General features: G+C 41.1%; 15 protein-coding genes. 7 read left to right on the top strand and 8 right to left on the bottom strand.

From position 1 onward, the window contains the following. Nucleotides 1–2: 2 nt before the first annotated feature. Nucleotides 3–2,162, bottom strand: a complete 2,160-nt coding sequence (locus SYJ56_RS01130; protein WP_323831617.1) for a TonB-dependent receptor — start codon at nt 2,160–2,162, stop codon at nt 3–5. Between the two features lie 384 nt (nt 2,163–2,546). Here SYJ56_RS01130 and SYJ56_RS01125 point away from each other — a divergent pair, with 384 nt between their 5' ends. The 3 genes from SYJ56_RS01125 to SYJ56_RS01115 all read left to right on the top strand — a co-directional run bounded on the left by SYJ56_RS01125 (nt 2,547) and on the right by SYJ56_RS01115 (nt 5,077). Next, nucleotides 2,547–3,125, top strand: a complete 579-nt coding sequence (locus tag SYJ56_RS01125; protein WP_323831615.1) for a YceI family protein — start codon at nt 2,547–2,549, stop codon at nt 3,123–3,125. Between the two features lie 16 nt (nt 3,126–3,141). Next, nucleotides 3,142–4,416: a hypothetical protein gene (locus tag SYJ56_RS01120; protein ID WP_323831613.1), complete on the top strand. Its 1,275-nt coding sequence runs from the start codon at nt 3,142–3,144 to the stop codon at nt 4,414–4,416. 67 nt (nt 4,417–4,483) lie between these two features. Further along, on the top strand, nt 4,484–5,077 hold the full coding sequence (locus SYJ56_RS01115) for a hypothetical protein (RefSeq protein ID WP_323831611.1): 594 nt from the start codon (nt 4,484–4,486) through the stop codon (nt 5,075–5,077). A 74-nt stretch (nt 5,078–5,151) separates the two neighbouring features. Here SYJ56_RS01115 and SYJ56_RS01110 read toward each other — a convergent pair whose 3' ends face one another. Continuing rightward, a complete protein-coding gene (locus tag SYJ56_RS01110) occupies nt 5,152–5,538 on the bottom strand; it encodes a VOC family protein (RefSeq protein WP_323831609.1) in 387 nt (128 codons plus the stop codon). Between the two features lie 12 nt (nt 5,539–5,550). Then, a complete protein-coding gene (locus SYJ56_RS01105) occupies nt 5,551–7,353 on the bottom strand; it encodes a M14 family metallopeptidase (protein ID WP_323831606.1) in 1,803 nt (600 codons plus the stop codon). A gap of 355 nt (nt 7,354–7,708) precedes the next feature. Here SYJ56_RS01105 and SYJ56_RS01100 point away from each other — a divergent pair, with 355 nt between their 5' ends. Beyond that, nucleotides 7,709–10,741 carry a SusC/RagA family TonB-linked outer membrane protein gene (locus tag SYJ56_RS01100; RefSeq protein ID WP_323831604.1) on the top strand — a complete coding sequence of 1,011 codons (3,033 nt, stop codon included), beginning with the start codon at nt 7,709–7,711 and terminating at the stop codon, nt 10,739–10,741. A 19-nt stretch (nt 10,742–10,760) separates the two neighbouring features. Continuing rightward, complete coding sequence (locus SYJ56_RS01095; RefSeq protein WP_323831602.1) at nt 10,761–12,245, top strand: RagB/SusD family nutrient uptake outer membrane protein; 1,485 nt, start codon at nt 10,761–10,763, stop codon at nt 12,243–12,245. Between the two features lie 310 nt (nt 12,246–12,555). Here SYJ56_RS01095 and glgP read toward each other — a convergent pair whose 3' ends face one another. From glgP to SYJ56_RS01075, 4 genes are all read right to left on the bottom strand, one after another. Continuing rightward, nucleotides 12,556–14,214, bottom strand: a complete 1,659-nt coding sequence (gene glgP / locus SYJ56_RS01090; protein ID WP_323831600.1) for an alpha-glucan family phosphorylase — start codon at nt 14,212–14,214, stop codon at nt 12,556–12,558. A 112-nt stretch (nt 14,215–14,326) separates the two neighbouring features. Next, entirely contained in the window at nt 14,327–15,517 is a 1,191-nt protein-coding gene (locus SYJ56_RS01085; protein WP_323831599.1) for an ATP-binding protein, read from the bottom strand. A gap of 139 nt (nt 15,518–15,656) precedes the next feature. Then, complete coding sequence (locus SYJ56_RS01080) at nt 15,657–17,318, bottom strand: carboxylesterase/lipase family protein (protein WP_323831597.1); 1,662 nt, start codon at nt 17,316–17,318, stop codon at nt 15,657–15,659. Between the two features lie 243 nt (nt 17,319–17,561). Continuing rightward, nucleotides 17,562–20,093: a M14 family metallopeptidase gene (locus SYJ56_RS01075; protein WP_323831595.1), complete on the bottom strand. Its 2,532-nt coding sequence runs from the start codon at nt 20,091–20,093 to the stop codon at nt 17,562–17,564. A 334-nt stretch (nt 20,094–20,427) separates the two neighbouring features. Here SYJ56_RS01075 and SYJ56_RS01070 point away from each other — a divergent pair, with 334 nt between their 5' ends. Further along, entirely contained in the window at nt 20,428–20,736 is a 309-nt protein-coding gene (locus SYJ56_RS01070) for a rhodanese-like domain-containing protein (RefSeq protein WP_323831594.1), read from the top strand. Nucleotides 20,737–20,928: 192 nt separating this feature from the next. Further along, the gene (locus SYJ56_RS01065; RefSeq protein WP_323831592.1) at nt 20,929–21,135 is read left to right on the top strand and encodes a YgaP family membrane protein; all 207 of its coding nucleotides are present in this window, start codon (nt 20,929–20,931) and stop codon (nt 21,133–21,135) included. 57 nt (nt 21,136–21,192) lie between these two features. Here the strand turns inward: SYJ56_RS01065 and SYJ56_RS01060 are convergent, their stop codons facing one another. Beyond that, entirely contained in the window at nt 21,193–21,339 is a 147-nt protein-coding gene (locus SYJ56_RS01060; protein ID WP_323831590.1) for a hypothetical protein, read from the bottom strand. Between the last annotated feature and the right edge of the window lie 27 nt (nt 21,340–21,366).

Below are 21,366 nucleotides of genomic sequence, written 5' to 3'. Positions count from 1 at the left end.
GATTATAGATTGTTTAAATTATTTGCTGTTTTGTCTTTGGATAGCGTTAGAAAAACTCCTAAGAAAAGAAATCTCGGAGCGACTTGCCCCTGAGGAATAGATTCAAATACTCCTTGAGAATTCGTTTTTGGGCTATATGTGTAGCCAAAAACATTATCTCTGCCCCACACATTGGTACATGCTAGATGAATAATGAGGTTTGGCTTAGGCAGGTAGCTCCAGGATAGACTTAGGTTTTGAAAGCTTTTGGTTTTCGCATTCATCTTCGAGTTATCCAAATTTGGGTTTGTGTAGGTGTAGCCATCATTGAATGCGAAAGAGGCTCCGATTTGGGATTTGATCGAAACTATGAAATGCTTTACTACTAAAGAGAGGTTGTGCTTCGGAGCGAAGCTGGGTTGAACTTGAGTTTCAAATTGGTTAAAGCTACGCTTGCTGTCCACAAAGCTGTAAGTGATCCAGTAGTCCGTATTTTTGAAGGTCTGACGATCCCTGAAGAAAAAATCAATTCCTTTCGCGTAGCCTGTTCCGTCATTTTTGAGCACTTCCGGATTGTCTGGCAAGCCTTCAAAAGTTACAAGTTGGTCATAAGACTTGTAAAATGTTTCCGCTCTGAATGTAAATCCTTCTTTGGAAAAAAGGTAGTTTAAAATCAAGTGATTTGATTCTGAATTTTGGAGATTGGTGTTCAACACACGGAAGTTTTCCGCAGGCAATTGATGAAAGCTGCCGGCGGCAAAAGATAGCTGACCCTTTTCGTTCAACTGATAGGCTACTGAGAACCGTGGGTCCAACCATTTTTCATTTGAGACGGAACTGGCTCCACCTCTTAATCCTCCTCGAAATACCAGGTCCTTGCTAACATAGAAATCCCACTCGGAAAATAGATAGGTCTCATGATCGTCAAATTCTCTTACCCAGCCTTCATTGACTAGTTTTTCTGAATAAGGATGAATAAAGTGCTCTACACCAAACTTTGTGGAAAGGCGATCTGAAAAGTCTTTGATGGCGGTTCCTTTGATGTGGATGAGTTCATTTCTCCGCTCAATCATTAGGCTATCATAGGCGATTTTATCTTGATTTTTAGAATATGATATTCCAGTGAAAACCGTCCAGTCATTTTTCAAAGCTGTTCTCCAATTCGTCTGAGCATAGGTGTAATCATTTTTCAGATCAACCAATATCCGCTTTTCAGTTCCGGGAAGTGGTTGCCAAAGGCTCATTCCCCCAGACTCTGTTCTTGCCATTATTTTGAGTAATCCGTTCTTTCCAGTTTTCTTTTGAGCAGCGATTTCCACATCCCATCCATTTGGAGCTGCTTCAAAATCAATCTCTTGTTTGATTAAACCTTGGTAAGGACCTAGGTTAAAGTAGTTGGCACTTGCCGTGATACTTTGGTTTTCATTAGCCAACGTATGCGAATATCCGCCACCGATGGTCATCATGCTTAAGTCTCCTTGACTTCTGATGGAGAGGTCTTTAGTATTAAGTGCCAAAGCTGATGAAAGTGCTTGACCATATTCTGCTGAATAGCCACCTGTGCTAAAAAATGTGCCTTTGAATAAGTTAGGGTTGAATCTTGTTCGGGTAGGTACATTTCCAGCGGTTGTGCCATAGGCATTTCCCACCCGCATTCCGTCAATATAAATACCTACTTCACTGGCATCCCCGCCTCTCACAAAAAGGCGACCATCATTTCCCACGGTACTCGTGCCGGGAAGAGTCTGAAAAGCTCCCATTATATCACCCATAGCGCTTGGGGTGGTTACGATATCGAGTGGTTTGAGGATAACGGATTTGCTTTCATCAGACGCTTCCATTGCCCCTGCGGAAATGGTCACAGCATTCATTTCTGTGATTTCCTCGATTATTTTAATCAGTTGAATATCATTAGATCCTGGCTCAATGTTGACAGCTAGTTCTTGTGTTTTGAAGCCTAGAAAAGTAAAAACCAATACTTGAGAACCTGATTCAGCAGTTTCAAATTGATAGCTTCCATTTTCATCGCTCGTGCCTCCATCGTAGCTTCCTTTGATCTGGATATTTGTTCCGGGTAGGGGCAGTCCCTTTTCATCCAGCACTTTTCCCTGGAGAGTTGCTTGCGCAAAAGCCTGAGTTTGCAAAAGTATAAAAGCGATAAAAAGTAAAAGTCTTGGCGTCATTTCGATTCAGATTTGAATCAAATGTTGCAATCAGATCTTTCTCAAAAAATTAAAGCTGACTGAAGTGTAGATATGGGAGACTGAAGTGTAAAAACAGCTTCCGGAAGTGCTAGAGGCCCGCCTTTTAACAAGGCTTACGGAAAAAAAGCACACCTGGCCTCCTGTCAGATGAAATGATAAAACTGCTCCCTACATTTAACATGTGATTTATGCAAAACCCTCTTACGGATATGTAACTGTTTCTGTAAGATCTTAATGAACTTTATATAATTGATTAAATGTGACTTAAATCACTTTCCATAAAGATTCTTCTCACAGGCTTCCCTTACTATACTGCCTACTTTTGTCCGATTATTAAAAACACAAACCAACTAAAAAGACGAAATGAACAGGTATCTAATTACCCATTGTCTATTACTGCCGATGGCGCTACTGACGTGGCTTCCGAGCTTTGCGCAGCAATCTTACCATCTGACCGGAGCCCAGCAATTCACAGTAGCCGGCACTTCCACTATACATGACTGGGAGATGATAGCCAAGGAGGGAAGCACCGGATCAGCCCAGCTTAGTTTTGAAAATGGCAAACTATCTAAAATCAATTCTCTTATTATTGAGATGCCAGTGAAAAGCCTAAAAAGCGGCAAAGGGTCTATGGATAAAAATGCCTATGAAGCGCTAACTACTGAAAAATATCCTTCTATCAAATTTGAATTGACGGAGTTTATGGGTGTTATCGGCACAAAGGTCAAAGCTAAAGGCAAATTGACTATTGCGGGCAAATCACAGATTATTCCCTTGGAGGTGACCTATTCTATGAGCGGAAATGTCGTAAAATTCAAAGGATCCCACCCTGTTCTTTTTAGTGAATATAATGTCGATGCTCCTACAGCAGTCTTCGGGACAATAAAAACCGGTGATGAACTAACCCTAGCTTTTGAAGCTAGTTTTTCACCAAAAAATTAATCTAAACTAAGCCATTATGAAATTATCTAGTTTCACCTTAGGGGGATGTATCCTTCTGGGCGCGATGCTGACATCCGGTATTGCTATCGCTCAAGAAAAAACAGAGCTTCAGTATTTTCGCCAAAACAGCAAGGAGGGATTGAATGTTTTTGAAAGTCCTAAAGAAAAAGGAGGCGATTTTGAAAAAGTTCGTGTTTTCGTGGGGGGTGATTTTGCATTGCAATTTCAATCGATCAATCATGCCAATTCACTGAATAATCTGGTAGAACTGGGCTCCAACTTCAACTTGCCATCTGCAAATCTTAACATCAATACACAGTTGGCAGACGGGGTAAGATTGCACTTGAGAACCTACTTATCTTCTAAGCATCATAACGAATCATGGGTAAAGGGCGGTTATCTTCAAATTGACCGGCTTGGATTTATAAAAGAAGGCTTCATGGATGGAATCATGGATTATACTACGTTTACCGTTGGTTTGGATGAGTTTAATTATGGTGACGCACATTTTCGAAGATCCGACAATGCTCGAGTAATCTTTAATCCGTTTATAGGAAACTACATCATGGATTCATTTTCCACAGAAGCATTTGGAGAAGTGACTGTTCAAAAAGACGGGCTGATCGCTGTCCTTGGTCTTTCGAATGGTAAGCTGAACCAAAATGTAATTGTGAATGATAATACGGATAACAAAGTGTCATTCTACGGAAAACTGGGTGTGGATAAGCAACTCGATGAAGATTTCAGGTTCAGACTTACAGGTTCATGGTATTTAAATAATGGCACCACGACCGGATCTTGGTTGTACGGTGGAGACAGAGCCGGAGGGCGATATTATGGCATTTTGCAACCTTTAGAGGGAACGGCAAATAATTTTGAAGGAAGATTCAATCCTCGCTTCAAGCAAATGACTGCTTTCCAATTAAATCCATTTCTTAAGTACAAAGGGCTGGAGTTCTTTGGTATTGTAGAATCTGTAGGTAATTCCGAAGAGCAAGGCAACGGTAATTTTACCCAACTTTCAGGAGAGCTACTTTACCGCTTCGGAGGTACTGAGCAATTCTACCTAGGTGGAAGATACAATACCGTTAAAGGTAAAAACAATGACTCGGATTCTTCTGAGATTGAAATTAGCAGATTGAATGTAGGAGGAGGGTGGTTCATGACTCAAAATGTGATTGTCAAGCTGGAGTATATGAATCAGGAATATAAAAGTGGTTATGCTGCCGCTAGCATTTATAATGGTGCGAAGTTCGATGGAGTGAATCTTGAAGCTGCTATCAGTTTCTAAACTTTCTACATTACATAGCCTAGTCGAATTATTTTCTAATTCCGACTAGGCTTTTCCATTGAAAATCATGCAGATATTACTTGTACTTATCATCGGCTTCTTGTCCTTGCTAAACACTACAAATGAAGCGTTTGAAGTAAAGACCTGGAAAATAGATTCAGGTAGTGTCATCGAAATCGCAGGGAGTACTAATATCTCCAATTTTCGATGCGAATCGAAGAAATATCAAGGAGGCGATGTTCTCACAGAAACGTATTTCCCAGATCGCGATATGTCTGAATGGAGCGGTGAGGTCATTCTACAAACTATAAATTTTGATTGCTTCAATGCAATCATGACTAATGATTTTAGAGAAACTCTACAGATAAAGGATCATCCTACTATCAGTGTGCGCTTTCTGAATCTGATCAAAGATTCAGAAAATATTAATCAGGAAAATCTCCGTGGAGAAGTAGAAATCACATTAGCTGGAGTATCTAAAATCTATCCGATTTCTTGCGTTTTCCTTGCTAAAAATGGAGGAAAAGCGCTTTTGGCCGGCGAACGTAAATTGGCCTTTACAGATTTTGAAATCGATCCTCCTGTGAAGCTACTAGGAACGATTAAGGTGAGGAATTCTATAGAAGTTAACTTTGGATTGGTACTAGAAGAGCTCATGTGAAGAGTTGGAGTTTTAACTTTATGATGGCCCATAATTCATAAGTTTAAAATCATCACATAAAAGAAGTGAAATAGTTAAATCGTGATTTCAATCCAATTGCCTTCTGGATCTTCAATCCCACTTTCAAAATATCCATCTCCGGTAAGGCGGGGCTCTCCGATTATTTTACATCCCTGATCACGTAGTTCCTCAGTCATTGCAAGAACTTTTTCTTTGGATCCTGTGGAAATAGCGAAGTGCGCAAGCCCCGAAACCAGTCCTCTTGGAGATGAGCCTTCCTGGATATTATTTTTTTTCATCAGTTCGATTCTAGCTCCTGGTGAAAAGCTAAGAAAATAGGAGCTGAACCCTTTGGTGACATTTTCATATTTATCACTCGCGGACATATCGAAAGCATCGCAATACCAGTCTTTCATTTCTTCCAGATCGTCCACCCAGATCGCGAGATGCTCAATTTTCATAATTATGTCTATTTACCATTCTCTACTGATAGGAATTACTTTCCAGTTTTGATCCAAATAAGGTGTTTGTTCATAGAACCAGCGATAGATCTGTCTCGGGGATTTGGCAAAATCAGGATTGGAGCTTTTCTCCTCTTCAAATCGCTTTTTTAGATCTGGATCATCGGAAAGCATTTTTGCTATCAATGGCTCCATGATGTAAGTTTCCATGTATTCTGTCTGAGAGAGAATGGAGTGAAAATACCCCCATTGGAAAAAACTATCAACCGATTCCGGTTCCATCAAAACAACCAATAATTCACCTAAAGCTTGATCTGTTTTCACTCGCACAGTACCTGGATTGAGTATCACTTTTCTATATTCTTTTTCTAATTCAAAAGATTGAAATCGGAATCTGCCTTCGTAAGGTTGATTGCTGAGTTTGTATTCGGTTATTGTTGATAACTCCATATTTACCTCTTTTGCTACTTCCAGTGTTTCCATGTCGAAGCCATGCGTTTTCAGCTTATCGATGATCTCCGACCATTCTACAGGAATCCAATAAGCCTTAGGCACAGGGACCGAAGCGGCAGGTTTGTCCATCAGAATGTTCGGAACTACCTGCGTAATAGCTTTTCCTTCCCAAGCCACGTATTCATTTCCTGTTATTTCAGAAGTTACTTTCTTGGAGGCAATCCCCAAAAAATCCATGGAATCTGCAGGAGTATCTCTGAACTGATATTTTACAATAACAGAATCCTTCTTCTGCGTTTTATCTGCATCGACTGCAGCTTTAAGCTCAGAAAAATGCGCGCCTAACGACTTTATTGCTTGCTCTAAGAATACATAAGTCCCCAGCACTCGCTGCTCAAAAGGCTTTAGTGAATGATTTTCTATCAAAATAGATGGCAAATGCCTAATATCTCCATAAGTATGAGAAAAACGCGGACTGAAAGAAAACGCAACGTTCCCTTCGGTAAAGTCTTCATTATTTGCTGCGAAAAGTAAAGGTCCTGGAATATGACCTTGATCCTTCAATGCCTGATCGACCTCCGGTTTAAAGTACGTGCCTAGCCAGTTGGAAATCTCAGGAGAATACCCCCCAGTAGCTACATATCCATAAGTAATATCATATTGATAGTCTGCTCCATCAGTGACATGAATGTCAATGTAAAGGTCGGGATCGTAGCTGTTGATAACGTTGACAACAGCAGTGATTCCTGAAGTTTCTAATTTGGTATAATCACGGTTGAGGTTCAAATTTAGTGCATTGGTTCTCCAACCCATTTCTTTTGGTCCGCGCTGATTTACCCGGCCATATTTACTTCTTCTTTCGTGACCATCTACATTTAGAATCGGAATAAAAAGCAGGTTTGATTCATCCAGAAGTGATAATTTACTCCCTTGGGAAATATCCCGTAGTAGCATCATCCCAGCATCTTTGCCATCTATTTCCCCCGCATGAATTCCCCCTTGAAATAAAATCAATGGCTTTGCAGATGTGGATAACGTAGATGAATTGAAGTCTTTATCTTTTGATGCAATTACCATTTGGATTGACCTTCCCTGTTCACTGGTTCCAATAGTGATTAGTTCAAGATATTCAGATGCTGCTGCTAGTTTCTCTATCCAAGCCATAGTTTCGGTATAGGTAGGAGATTCGAAACCATCAGAAAGTTCAAAAGGTGTCACCCATTTATCTGACTTACTTACAAGCAGCTCTTTGCTTTTTCCATCCCAGAGCATCAATGGGGGCATTATGTCCTGAGCGAAAGCAGAGCAGGATAGGCCAGTTAAAATAGTAACAGTAAGAATGTATTGTAAGGATTTTGTCATCTAAAGTTATTTGTTCAAATATCGCTAGTACGTCTAAGATACAGTTGATTTTTTGGTTAAACTGCCCATAGAGGGGATGAGTGTAAAAAGTAGGATTTGTAAAGATTCTCCCCTATTTCTTTTGAATAGTAGAACCCAAAGTGGTGTTAATATTCCGCATTCTGCGCAAATACTATGCGTTTTTTTAAAGGGAGGAATTCTTTGCTCATTGACCATTTCTATTTAAAACAACCACATAACGCACTTAATTGACTTTTTAGTCTGTTGTGAAGTTGCCATTGGGTTTTGGAATAAGGTATGTGAGGGTTTAAGTAATATAATTCCGCCAACTATTTCCCACCAATGCTTTTCGATCATGAAAAATGATTTACCACTCGTCCTCATTTTTACAATGCTATTGTTTTTAGTCTATCCTCTAATTAGCATAGCCAAGCCAGAAGTGCAAGACACAATTCCAATTCCTTCTATAAGTAGCGCTCAGACCTCGGTATCAGGAACTATAACGGATCAAGATGGTAATCCTCTTCCTGGTGCAACTGTGCAAATCAAAGGCAGTAATACGGGAACAGTAGCCGAGAATAATGGTACATATAAAATTGGAATCCGTACTAATCAATCAAATATGATCCTTGTTTTTTCTTTCTTGGGCTTTGCTACTAAAGAAGTAAATGTAGGTGATCAGCGCGAAATCAACGTCACGCTTGTAAGTGAGGACGCAGAATTAGATGAGATCGTAGTTATAGGTTATGGATCTACAAGGAGAAGTGACCTCACAGGTTCTGTAGCCAAAGTGAATACAGATGAAATTAATGCATTCCCCACCACGAACGTGCTTCAAGCACTTAACGGAAGAGCTCCAGGGGTACAGGTAATCCAAAATAACGGTGCTCCAGGTGGGGGCGTATCAGTTAGAATCCGTGGAGCAAACTCCATCCAAGGAGATAATGATCCGCTTTATGTCATCGATGGTTTTCCATTCTCAGGTAACCCAACTAACTTAAATAATTCAGATATAGCCAGCATTGAAATACTGAAGGATGCCTCAGCAACGGCAATTTATGGTTCACGTGGAGCTAATGGGGTTGTACTTATTACTACCAAAAGTGGGAGATCGGAGCAATCACAAGTAGAATTTGAAGCTGCGTATACTATGCAATCCCTTCGTAAAAAACTCAATTTAATGAATGGGCAGCAGTACGCTCAGTTGATGAACATTCAGGCTGGAAATGATGGATTGGATCCTTATTTTGATCAGGGACAAATTAATGGTTTTGGGGAAGGAACTGATTGGCAAGACGAGGTATTTCAGAAAGCCCCAATTAAATCTACCTCCCTGAGCATATCAGGAGGAAGTGAAAAAACGCAGTTTTCAGTGGGTGGGAGTATTTTTGACCAAGATGGCATTATCAAAGGAAGTGATTATAGCCGCTATTCCCTCCGATCAAATATTCATCATGACATCAGCGAAAAATTCAAAGTGGATTTTTCTACAGCACTTTCCAAATTGACTACAGCAAGAAGAGATAGTGAAGGAGGAGCAAGAGGTAATTCCATGATTGGCTCAGCTTTGATGGCCTCTCCGCTCTCATCCCCGTTTGACCCTGATGGATCCATCAACGTCCTCTCTGATGATTTTCCATTCATTTCTCCCGATATCATCAATCCGATGAATTTCATCAATGAGCAATCCACCGTCATCAACGCCAATGTAATCTTGGCAAATGCAGCAATTAGCTATAATCCGATTCCTGAGATAACAATCAAAATCGCAGGTGGAATCGAAAATCGTGATGATAGAACAGATACCTACCGTACACGAAATTTTATTAACAGTAATGGAAATGCCAGCATCAGCACCAGCCAATACCTAAGCCATCTAAATGAAAACACCATTACCTACGAAGACACCTTCAATGAAAAGCATGTACTTTCTGTCTTGGCAGGCTTTACTTATCAGGATTTCAAAACCACTTTTTTAGCAGGAAGCGGATCAGGATTTTTAAGTGATATTTTCGAAACAGATAATCTAGGAGCAGCCAATGTGCCAGGAATTCCTACATCTGGTTACGCCAAATCAGTATTGCTATCCTATCTAGGAAGATTGAATTACAGTTTTGGTAACAAATATTTATTCACCGCAACTTTTAGATCGGACGGATCTTCCCGATACAGCGAGGGTAACAAATGGGGTTATTTTCCCTCAGGAGCTGTAGCTTGGAAAATCTCTGAAGAAGGTTTTATGCGTGAGCAACAAACCATTTCTGATTTAAAAATAAGAGCAAGTTGGGGGAAAACCGGAAGCCAAGCTATAAGTCCATATTCCACTCTCAACCGACTTTTCCCTGGATATACTCCATTCGAAAATGAACTTTACAGCTTCTTTGCTCCTGGGTCTACTTTGCCGGGAGATCTTAAATGGGAAACCACGGAGCAGTTTGATCTGGGGTTAGACTTTGGTCTATTGGAAAATAGAATTATGCTAGGAGCGGATTATTATCAAAAAACCACCAGCGATTTGCTAAGCATTGTAAGACTCCCAAGTTCTTTTGGCTACACCACCACCATAGCTAACGTAGGAGAAATAGAAAATAAAGGAGTGGAATTAAGCCTAGATGCGCAGGTATTGAATCAGGCATTCCGATGGAATCTGAGCGGGAATATTTCATTCAACCGAAATAAAGTTTTGAGTTTGAATGACGGGGAGGCTCTACTTACCAATTTCATCAATGTGGTAACAGTGGCAGACAATTTCTCCATCATGGAAGAGGGTAGGCCATTAGGGCAGTTCTGGGGGTACCAGGAAGATGGTTACACTGAGGGTGGAGCTATCCGCTATAAGGATTTGAACTCAGATGGTGAAATCAACGAAAATGATAAGACTTACATTGGAGATCCAAACCCAGACTTCTTCTATGGGATCAACTCAAACATGACATTCAAAGGATTCCAATTGGATGTGTTTTTTCAGGGAACAAAAGGAAATGACATATTCAATGTGAGTGCGATCAGCAGTACAATGGATTATGGACAGGGATTGAACATGCCTGAAGAAGTGCTTTTGGATCATTGGACTCCCCAGAACACAGATGCTAAATATCCATTGATCAGTCGCGGAACTGTCGCGAGAGTTTCAGATCGCTTCGTGGAGGACGGTTCATATTTACGTATGAAAAACATACTGCTTGCCTACAACTTCCCGATAAAAAACTCGAAGTGGATGCAAAGCTTGAGGCTGTATGTCAGTGGGCAAAACCTGTGGACAATCACGGACTATTCCTGGTGGGATCCTGAAGTCAACAGCAAAGGAGCCGATAATAGAATGGGAATTGATCACTTCAGCTATCCTATTCCAAAGTCCTACACGGTCGGTTTAAACGCGACTTTTTAACCCTAAAATCAGAAATCACATGCAAACGCTAACTAACTTTTCTAAATTGAATTTCTATCGAAATCTGCTAAGCAATTCCAACATCTTTTGCTTAGCCATTTGCTCCATGTTGTTATTTTCCTCATGTGAATCTCTTTTGGAAGAAGAGCCAAAAACCATCGTCATAGAGAATTTCTATCAAACGCGTGGAGACTTACAGGCAGCTGTCAATGCTGTTTATTTCCCGCTGAGAATGGTACGATCTGAGCAGATTGCTATTCTCAGTGTGCATACAGATTGGGGATACGGCAGAGGGAGCCGAGCACAGTACAATGATTTTGAGGGTTTCAACCCTACAAATATAAATGCTGCCGCAAGTAGGTGGAACAGCTTTTATCAGGGAATTAGGAATGCAAATCTAGTCATCAAAAATGCACCTTTAGCTACTGAAGCTGCCGAAGATGAGCGCATGCAGTTTGTTGCTGAGGCCAAATTTCTGAGGGCTCTGACTTACTTTGATTTAGTGAGAAATTGGGGCGGAGTTCCGCTGAGAACAGACCTGAATTTGGAAGATGTGGATGTACCGAAGGCCAGTCCGGAAGAAATCTATGAGCTCATTATTGCAGATTTGCAAGATGCAGAAATGAATCTTCCAGATGTGCCAGCTATTGTTGGAAGACCTGGTAAAATGGCCGCTAAAACACTTTTGGCAGATGTATATCTTCAACTGGAAGAATATGATATGGCTGCTGAATTGGCTAATGAGGTCATTAATTCTGGGGTTTATTCTTTGGTACCAATAGAAACCGTAGAAGATATCCAAGTGAAAATATTCGGGCCTGATTTGATTACTACATCGGAGGAAATTTTTGTTTTTCAGTTTGCACGGCAGACTGGTCAAGGCAATGGTTTGCCTTGGATTCTGAATCACCCGAGTACTGGTTTCTATAATTTTGGTGGTGCATATGCCCATTATGGAGATGCTCGGAACCCGTTTTATGCGGAATGGGAAGATGGAGACTTGCGAAAGGAGCTTTGGCAGATAATAGATTTTGGACTTGGGGATTCTACCATTGTGAATGGGAAATACATAGAACCCCAAGCACCTGATAATACAGGTGCAGGGAACAATCAGCCTGTTTATCGCTACCCGGAACTGCTACTTATTTATGCAGAGGCCGACGCTCGGTACAGTGGAGCTGTAAATCCTGAAGCTTTGGAAGCATTGAATATGGTGAGAAGGAGGGCTTTCGGATTAGATCCAAATGAAGTAAGTGAAAAGGATTTAGCTATTTCTGATGTGGATGAATTTATAGGTGCAGTGCTTCAGGAGAAAGCATACGAAACGCAGTTTGAGGGTAAGCGCTGGCTGGATCTGAAGCGAACGAGAAGAGCGGAAGAATTTGTCATGAAAAACAAAGGTATCACGATCTCAGAGAGGCATTATCTATGGCCTATTCCCCTAGACGAACTGAATTTTAACAAATCCCTAGATCCACAAACAGATCAAAATCCGGGGTATTAAGAAATGATTGCATCCGCCAAATCGAAAGTTATATTTGGAATCAATGCACGAGGTTCAAATTTGGCAATTCCCCCTTTCTAAAAGGGGGCAAGGGGGATTTTTCAGCTAAAACATGTCATAATTCTTGAATGTGCACTTATAAGGACATACAGATTAAAAAAAATCAAAAAGTGGGGGGGTGTTATGAAAACCGCCCCATTTTTTTGCGTTTTTAAAAAACAATTGTAACAATAATAAAAAAAAAAAAAAAAAAACCGCGGCCTCGACAAACCCCCCCCCCACTTTTGTTTCGCTAGTTTAAATCCCTTGGCTAAGAATTATACATAAGCTCATAATATTCCCTTACCATTCTATTACTTTCGAAGGTGTCATCTACATCTTTCATACCCTGCTGAAGGATTGATCTCCACTTGTTTTTATCATCATAGTATGTTGGGACAATTTCGTTTTCGAGTACCTGATAGAGATTCTCCAGATCGAAAGCATCTTGATCTGGAATGCTGATGTTATGATAATCTGCTGCTGGGACGATATAGCTGTTTTTGCCATGCTCTGCGAACTCGCATATCCATCCATCATAGGTGCTGAAATTTACTGCGCCGTTCATTGAGGCTGTCATTCCTGAAGTGCCACTTGCTTCACGAGGAACTCGGGGATTATTCAGCCAAATATCTGCGGCTTGCTTTAGTCTCTTACTGAGACTCAATTCATACGCAACACAAACAGCTACACCTGGATATTTTTTGCTTAGGTGCACAAGTTGGTTGAAAATGGAAATGGCTCCATAATCTGACGGATAGGGCTTTCCTGCCCAAATTACCTGTATAGGTCTGTCGGTATTATTGAGAAGCGCTTCAAATCTTTTCAAATCACGGGTAATTAGATCAGGTCTCTTATATTCAGCAAATCGTCTCGCCCAGACAACAGTCAACACATCCGGATTAAGAAGCTGCCCGGTCTGATCAGCTACAATCTCAAATGCACGTTTTTTCAAAAACCTTTTTCTGTCATCAAATTTTTCAGCATTGCCTTCTTTCATATACTGATATAGCTGCTTATCTGCCCAGAAATTATAATTCTGGGAATTGGTAATCGAGGTGAGCTCTGGAATATCAGAGTATTTGCTCCACATTTGTCGGCTCACTTCACCATGCAGTTTGCTCACACCATTGGCCTTGCGGGCAAATCTAAATGCAGCCAAACTGTGATTGAAAAGACCTCCCTCCATTCCTGTCAGCTCACGGACTTCGTCAATACTATAGCCATTGAAGTAGCCCATTTGCTCGCAGAGATAAATGTCATGTTTTTCATTTCCTGCTTCTTCGGGAGTGTGGGTAGTGAATACCAATCGTTTTTTCACTTCTTCTTTGGAACCGAATTTCCGCATAAGGTGAAAAACAGAACTCAAGCCATGTGCTTCATTGAGATGATAGACATCTGGGTTGAAATTCAATTCGTCTAGTAATCTAGCTCCGCCTATTCCCAGCAGTATAAATTGGGCAACTTTTGCGGCAGTATCAGAATCATATAAACGATGTGTGATCGTCTGGCTTAAATAGTCGTTTTCTGGCAAATCCGTACTTAAAAGGAAGAGCGGGGCACTTTCAAAAGTTTGGGGAGCCAAATACCAGGCCTTTACCCATACAGGGCTGCCGTGGATTATGATTTGGTACACGATACCAGTGTCTTCGAGAAAGCTATAGATTTTCTCATACCACTCCGCTTTCATGGTCTGATCCTGATTTCTGCTTTGATCGTAGTAACCGTACTTCCACAGGATACCAATTCCTATTAGGTTTTGCTTGAGTTCGTATGCGCTGCGCAAATGTGATCCAGACAAGAAACCCAACCCCCCACTGTAGATTTTCAGAGGTTGGTGCACGGCAAATTCCATGGAAAAATAAGCGACTTTTTTAGAGAACGCAGGAGAGATCTCATAGGGGACATTGTAATTTCTGAAATCAGTCATAGGTATGTGTTTAATTTTCTCAATTTAGGTGAAATCAAATGACTGGGCACAAAAATCAGGTTAGTGACTTGTTAAAATTTTAGTTGATTGTACTTTGAAAATGTCATATGTGTCAATACAAAAACCCAAAGATCCACAAAGGCACACTTTGTCCTGTTGGGTACTCAATATCATCTTTGACAATCCACGTGCTCTTTGTTGTGGCTTGCTTAGTTGATTTTCCTTTTCCTCCAATCTCGAAATTAAATTGATTATCAACTAAAAAGTCCACGGTTTTGGAAAAATTTACTCTGTGATTCACTTTAGTGATGCTATTGAAAAAGGTCTCTTTTACTGTGCCTATTTCTGGTTTTACTTCACTCATTGCATAGAGATAATTGGTATTGTTCAAGAATACTTTTTCCGGTTTTTGAAGAGTGGCTACGCTGATTCTCGCTGGATACTGGAGATCTATGAGCCTTGCCTCAGCAAGATATAATAAGTAGCTGCCCATGGAGTTACGGTGAATTTGTGTTTTCTCTGCCAACGCCGAAATATTGGGTTTGAAAGGACCCTGCTGAGCTATGATATAGAGAAGTTGGAGTATTTTTTTTCCATTTCTAATATCAAAACCGCGAATTTCCGCCATGTCATATTCTACAATTGCACGTATGAGTTGTCGTAGTTTTTGGAAATACATCTCTTCATTTGAGCCAAAGAAAGGATAGTAGCCACTTCTGAGATAGTCAGAAAAATACTGGAGTGGTTTGAAACCCGTTGGGAGCAATGTCCTGATATTTATGTCAGGATCAAGGATTTGATCAAGATTGATTATTGGTAAATCTTGATCGTGATATAACCTTAGAAATTCACGATAAGATAAACCATGCAGTTCATACATCACAGCTCTTCTGCTTAAATCACCTTCTTCTTTGCTTATATCAACAATCGACGACCCTGTAAAAACGATCTGCAAGTCAGGATATCTATCGTAGAGATTTTTAATTTCTTTAGACCATGTGGGATATTTGTGAACTTCATCTAACGCAACGATTTTCCCTCCAGATTGATAAAATCTCTTGATTGTGTCAAGTATGCTATTGGAGAGGAAAAACAGCTCGTCTAATGAGAAATAGGAAACTTGAACTCCTTCCAATTTTTTCTCTTTAAGGTATTGAAATACTAAAGTCGTCTTTCCTGTTCCTCTAGCACCTTTTATTCCTAAGAGTCTTTCACTCCAATCTATTTGTTCGTATAAATACCGCTTGAAATCAATCCTCGAATTGTCAATCAGTAAATTAGAAACATCCAGTAATTCTTCCATTGCACAATCATTTGTGCAAATATATAAATAAATGCACAAGTAGATATGCAAAATAATACAAATATGCACATGCAGATGTGCAAAATGAAAGCGCAGAACTACATCAATTCTGTGCTTTCAACTTTAGATAAAAGAGAAATTAAGCTGGCAAAGCTGCCAACCCATTCGCATCCGGTTTGTTTTTCAGAACGGCTGTGTCATTTAAAATCATCGTTTCGCCGTTTTCAGGAGAATATGCCTTCCATGTGGGAAGTGCTCCAGCATTAGGATCACCGGTTTTCATAAAAGCCAAGAGCGAGGCAGACATTTTCTTGGAGAGCTTTCTAGGTCGATCTCCACCACCGGTATGAGTGTACATTCGGTCGGTGTTATCAAACCAAAAACAAATATCTATGCAATGGAATGCTTTCATTCTACCTGAATACAACTTAGGTTCCCAGCCAAACCACGCTAAATAAACGGGAGCGTTTTGCTTGGATTTCGCATTTGCGGTGTTGATTGCCCCTTTTCTATTCGACAAAATCATAGCCCAAAGATCAGCAGGAGAGGCTTCTGGGAAGTCTTTGCGGTAAGCTGCTATTATTTTGTCAGTGGCTTCGCCAAAGTTAGGGTTCAATTTCTCAGCTACTCCCGCCCAGTCAATTTCCTCCAATTGCGGTGATGTCCGTGTAGGATTCCATTCATGGAACGTGGTGCAGATCATCAATGGGATATCGGAAGCCAATCCACTTTCTTCTGAGAAAAACTCACCTTTCGGAATATTTACCCCGTCCGCCGTTGGGCTAAAGCCACCTCTGAAACCAGGCAGCGGATGATCCTTGCGCATTTTTGCCATGGCTTTATTCGCGATGTCTATATACTCTCTCCAAGTCATTTCTTGCAACTTATCCACAGTTTCAGGAGTCAGATCTGCCTCTTTCATCACATATTCTCCCAGAGTTTGGGAATATTCCTGATTAGAAGCCTGAAGCATGGATCCACTGAGTGCGACACCTTTGTGCACCAGTCCTTTTGCAGCAGGCATTGCCATTGTCGTAGTAACTTTGGCACCGCCGCCAGACTGGCCCATAATAGTGACATTTCCCGGATCGCCTCCGAAATTAGCTATGTTGTCGCGTACCCACTCAAGGGAAGCGATAATGTCCAGTTGGCTGACATTGCCAGAGTGAGCGTATTTGGATCCGCCTACGCCGGAGAGATCCGTGAAGCCGATTGGTCCAAGTCTATGATTGATGGAGACGAATACCATATCTCCGTTTTTGCTGAGATTTTCACCGTGGTAACCGTCTTGCTCTATCCCATTTCCATTGGTGAATCCACCGCCATGCAGCCAAACCAAAACAGGTCTCTTCTTGCTGTCCAGAGCAGGGGTCCAGACATTTAATTTGAGACAATCTTCACTTACATCATCATAATTCCAATGATCGGCAAAGGAGTAATCCGGGCTAGCATAGCGATTATCCATAATCTGAGGAGCGGTATTTCCCCACCAGATGGTTGGTTTCACATCCGTCCAAGGAGCAGGCTTTTGGGGAGGCATAAATCGATTTTTACCAGAAGTATCTGCACCGTAGGGAACACCTAAAAAAGTATAGATATCATTGAGGATGTAGCCTCTGACTTTACCTGAATCCGTATTCGCTATGGCAATATCATCTCCGATTTGAAGAAATTGGTCGCCGTTGGCAATGGGTTTGAGAATTGGATTGGCTTGTGAGGGAAAAGGTACTGTAGCGGCCAAACCGAATCCGGCAGTACCTACACCGACTTTCTTAAAGAATTCGCGTCTATTATTTTTCATGGATTTTGGGTTTGTCGTAAAGATTTGATTGTGAGCAAAATATACTGAGGTATTTCTTAAGTAATGCAGTTCGGGGATAATTCTCTGAGCAGTATTATTTAAGTGAACAAATATTGTTTCAAAATGAAAAAATAGATTGGAAGTACAAAAAAACCGACCACTTTTCAGCAGCCGGTCTTGATATTTATAAATATAAAATCTCACTTAATTCTAGCTTCTTGAATCTAAGCTCTTGTATCTATCTTACTGTCCGACCATAAAGATCGCATTGCTCAAAATCAGTTTTCCTGCTTCCCAGAAACCTCTGAAAATCGGATCATCCACAAAATAAACGATTTCGCCACGACCTGCGTCTTCGACGCCAATTGCCATAGATTCGCCCATGGTTGATTTGATTTTGAAGCCGATGTATCCAGTTCTATAGGCATCATTGTTTGCGATTATTCCAGCATTTACACCATTGCTTAGGTAAGCGAATTTGCTTGAGTTATTTTTGAGCGTGTAGTATTTTCCTCCAGTTCCATAGCCGAGTGGATGAGTTTCATCCATAGTCACCTGATAGATTGCTCCCGCTGCGCCTCCTGAAATCGCTACGCGTTCACCTTCTTGGTAAGGAGCAAGGCGTTCGGCTTTGGCCAGGGAATCTGCTACTTTTTCCGCTGCTTTTTTGTCATCATCGCTATCAAAAGTCTTTAACCCGAAGCCTTCTTTATCGGCAAAGAGGTTCAGTGCTCCATCAATTGCGATCAACTTTCCGCCAGCGCGAACCCATTCCATCAAATTTTTCTGGGCTTGTTCGCTTAGTCCCCCACCTCGCATGGAGGGCATGATGAGTACATTGTATTTGCTCAGGTCGTAACGGGCTATATTATTCAGCTCCAGATTCACCAAAGGGTAATTTAAGTCCTTTTCGAAAAAGTGCCAGATAGCTCCGTAATTCAGGGAATTTGAACCTTCCCCACCTACTAGGGCTACTTTTGGTGCTTGGATGATACGGATATTTGGTGAGCCAAAATCTTTGCCTTTATCAACATAGCCGCTCATGGTAGTGGCCAATGTGACTTGAAATTTATTGGCGATCTCAACTACTTTCTGATCGAAGTTCGGTACATATTCATTGCCTCCCTTGGTGATCAGCAGTGATCCTGCCGGAAAGCTTTTTCCTTCCAATTCGAAAGGAAATTCATTGTATTTCACCCGAATATCCGCAGTCAGCAAAGTAGAAAGAAATGCAGCGTCACGGGTTCCTTCCCATGCCGCAATATATGCTACCGGTGTTTTGCCGGTGACGTTCTCGGAGAACACAGGTTTCTCATAGTCACCAGCTGCATTGACACGGGTTTCTAGCGCATAAGCTTTCAGCCCGTAAGCATACGGCATAGACCAACTTGTAATATCGTAAGTGATACTATCATGCAAGGCAGGATTTGGTTCAAATAATAACTGCGTCAAAACGGCCTTTGGCTGATAGGCATTGATAATAATGTCGTCCTCGCCGATAGAGAAAGATTCACTTTTCCCGGATCCATAAGAGAAACCCTTTAGGCCTGATTTTGTACCTGCTTTGCCATATTTAATTCCGTTTTTGTCCAGGAGTTCAAGGAGTTTTGCTACTTGGGCTTGATTACTTTCTCCTTTGATCACAAAGCTTTTGTATTGACCTTTTGGAGTTGTAAAGCTCTCATCAAAGAATTTCTGAAACTCAGAAAGCAATTTTTCAGCGTTTTTGCTGGTTACTTCGGCTGCGGACATCGCCGCGGTGTAATGGCCTTGGATTCTGTAGCTCAACGTCACTGTATCTCCCACCGCATTAAATCCGCCAATCCCGGCTTGACCGCCACCGCCTTGCTCGATGGTCATTCCGATAGCGCCATTGAACATTGGGTAGGAATCACCATAGGAAGGATATAGCAGATCAAAGCGTTCTTTTGTGAAGTAAAATCTTCCAGCTTCATCGAAGTATTTGGCAGTATTTCTTCCAAAAGTATCCTGAAACTCATGCTGCCACGGGGTCAACTGCTCATGAAGTGGCTCAGCAGCTGGAGCCATGTAGAACGGATTGTTGATTCCCTGCTCGTGGAAATCCAAATGCAATTGCGGCATCCATTGATTGTAAAGCTTCATTCTTGCCTGAGATTCTACTTGCACTTGCCATGCCCAGTCTCTATTTAAATCAAACAAATAGTGATTTGCACGTCCGCCTGGCCAAGGCTCGTTGTGCTCCACAGATTGCAAATCCGGCTGAAGCGTTGTATTCATTTTCTGGTTGTACCAGTTAGAGTAGCGATCACGGCCATCGGGATTGATACAGGGATCGATGATTACGACCTGGTTTTTTAGCCATTCCTGAGAGGTAGCATTTTCAGGATTTGCCAAAGTATAAAATGATGAAATCGCGGCTTCCATTCCCACAGACTCATTCCCATGGACATTGAAAGACATCCAGTTGATCGGAACAGAAGTCGAAGGCTCGCCGTCCATCATGCCTGTGCGCCTGAGGTTGTCAGTACGGATTTGCTCCAGATCCGCCATGTTTTCAGCACTGGATAGAATTGCGACTATTAGCGGTCGCTTTTCATTGGTTTCTCCGTATTGAATGAGCTGGACATTGGGGTTGTTTGCTGCGATATGCTCAAAGTAAACAACCATGCGATGATGGGGAGTGAACCGATCTCCTGGTTTGTAGCCCAAAAACTGCTCAGGGGTTTGAATCTGCGCCCAAGAGCTGGTGGTGATCGAAAAAACGAATAATGATAAGAGTAATAGTTTTTTCATGTGTTTATAATTGTTTTTAGAGGTCATCCCGATAGCCATCGGGATGAATCTCGCTTGGAAGATAATCATCCAAGTGTGTGACTTTCATCGTCACGCTCGAATTCATAAGGTAGAGGTATAATGCTATCCTGAAAGTTAAAAGGATTTGCCTTTCCCCTTCACACCGATTAAAAAAAAGCTTGGATAAAGAATATTGGTTTAAATCAGTGAATCAAATTTTCCAATTAAGAGGTAAGATCACTCTATGCGCTCTATGTGACAAAAGTCGCTGTTTACTAGAGCTTTCCTACGGAAATTGCACTCGTAATTTTGTAACAACTAACAAATAATAGATATGGGGTTTTTCTCAGCAATATTCGGAACTACAGACAATAGTAAATTGTCGGAAGTCATACAAGAAGGAGCATTTCTAGTGGATGTACGCTCTTCTGGTGAGTTTGCGTCTGGAAGTGTGAAAGGCGCTGTCAATATTCCTTTAGATAGGATTGGCAGCCAATTGTCAAAGTTCAAAGGAAAGAAAAACATTGTGGTATTCTGCCGAAGTGGCAACCGAAGCAGTCAGGCAAAAATCATTCTGGAGCAGAACGGCTTCCAAAATGTCATCAATGGCGGAACATACCAGAATGTCAGTCAAAGTATTTGAGAAGGCAGTTGGGCGAGAAATTCGCTCAATTACTTTTTGGATTAATGTGAGGTGGTTTTAGTGAATCAATACTAACAGTCATGAAATCGAGCCTCCCTACCGGACAGGCAGGCATAACTCAAGCGATAAACAGAGGGATGATTATCAATTTTGCAAGATTGCATGTGGCCTTTAAAAACAAATTATAAATAGATGAAAAAGAACATGGGGTCTGCTGACAAAATCATTCGTTTGCTAATTGCGGTTAGCATAGCTGTGTTGTACTTCACAGGGATAATTTCTGGAACATTAGCAATAGTATTGGGTATTCTGGCGGTGATTTTTGCAGCTACCGCATTTATAAGTTATTGTCCCTTATACTTACCATTTAGGATTAGTACTCGCAAAAAGATGGGTTGACAGAGTTTTTGACAATGGAACTTTCGTCATTTGGAAATAGATGCCTGGTAGATCTTATCAGGCATTTTCTATTTTATCTAGTATACTTCTAGTCTCATGACTTTCACTTATTTTGTAATTTTTACCATGAAATACGTAGATTAAACTTTCGATTTTCATGGTAAAAGATCGGTAATTTTCCATTGCTTCAGGAGTACCTTCCATTTTCTCAGCTGTTGGTCTCTCGGATCC

Origin of the sequence: Algoriphagus aurantiacus (assembly GCF_035156405.1) — a bacterium.
GTDB classification, from domain to species: domain Bacteria; phylum Bacteroidota; class Bacteroidia; order Cytophagales; family Cyclobacteriaceae; genus Algoriphagus; species Algoriphagus aurantiacus.
This window is presented reverse-complemented; position numbering and strand designations above follow the sequence as displayed.

Bases quoted from the DNA above. Each gene is read 5' to 3' on its own strand.
- SYJ56_RS01130 (WP_323831617.1), bottom strand. From the start codon at position 2,162: ATGACGCCAAGACTTTTACTTTTTATCGCTTTTATACTTTTGCAAACT.
- SYJ56_RS01125 (WP_323831615.1), top strand. From the start codon at position 2,547: ATGAACAGGTATCTAATTACCCATTGTCTATTACTGCCGATGGCGCTA.
- SYJ56_RS01120 (WP_323831613.1), top strand. From the start codon at position 3,142: ATGAAATTATCTAGTTTCACCTTAGGGGGATGTATCCTTCTGGGCGCG.
- SYJ56_RS01115 (WP_323831611.1), top strand. From the start codon at position 4,484: ATGCAGATATTACTTGTACTTATCATCGGCTTCTTGTCCTTGCTAAAC.
- SYJ56_RS01110 (WP_323831609.1), bottom strand. From the start codon at position 5,538: ATGAAAATTGAGCATCTCGCGATCTGGGTGGACGATCTGGAAGAAATG.
- SYJ56_RS01105 (WP_323831606.1), bottom strand. From the start codon at position 7,353: ATGACAAAATCCTTACAATACATTCTTACTGTTACTATTTTAACTGGC.
- SYJ56_RS01100 (WP_323831604.1), top strand. From the start codon at position 7,709: ATGAAAAATGATTTACCACTCGTCCTCATTTTTACAATGCTATTGTTT.
- SYJ56_RS01095 (WP_323831602.1), top strand. From the start codon at position 10,761: ATGCAAACGCTAACTAACTTTTCTAAATTGAATTTCTATCGAAATCTG.
- glgP (WP_323831600.1), bottom strand. From the start codon at position 14,214: ATGACTGATTTCAGAAATTACAATGTCCCCTATGAGATCTCTCCTGCG.
- SYJ56_RS01085 (WP_323831599.1), bottom strand. From the start codon at position 15,517: ATGGAAGAATTACTGGATGTTTCTAATTTACTGATTGACAATTCGAGG.
- SYJ56_RS01080 (WP_323831597.1), bottom strand. From the start codon at position 17,318: ATGAAAAATAATAGACGCGAATTCTTTAAGAAAGTCGGTGTAGGTACT.
- SYJ56_RS01075 (WP_323831595.1), bottom strand. From the start codon at position 20,093: ATGAAAAAACTATTACTCTTATCATTATTCGTTTTTTCGATCACCACC.
- SYJ56_RS01070 (WP_323831594.1), top strand. From the start codon at position 20,428: ATGGGGTTTTTCTCAGCAATATTCGGAACTACAGACAATAGTAAATTG.
- SYJ56_RS01065 (WP_323831592.1), top strand. From the start codon at position 20,929: ATGAAAAAGAACATGGGGTCTGCTGACAAAATCATTCGTTTGCTAATT.
- SYJ56_RS01060 (WP_323831590.1), bottom strand. From the start codon at position 21,339: ATGGAAGGTACTCCTGAAGCAATGGAAAATTACCGATCTTTTACCATG.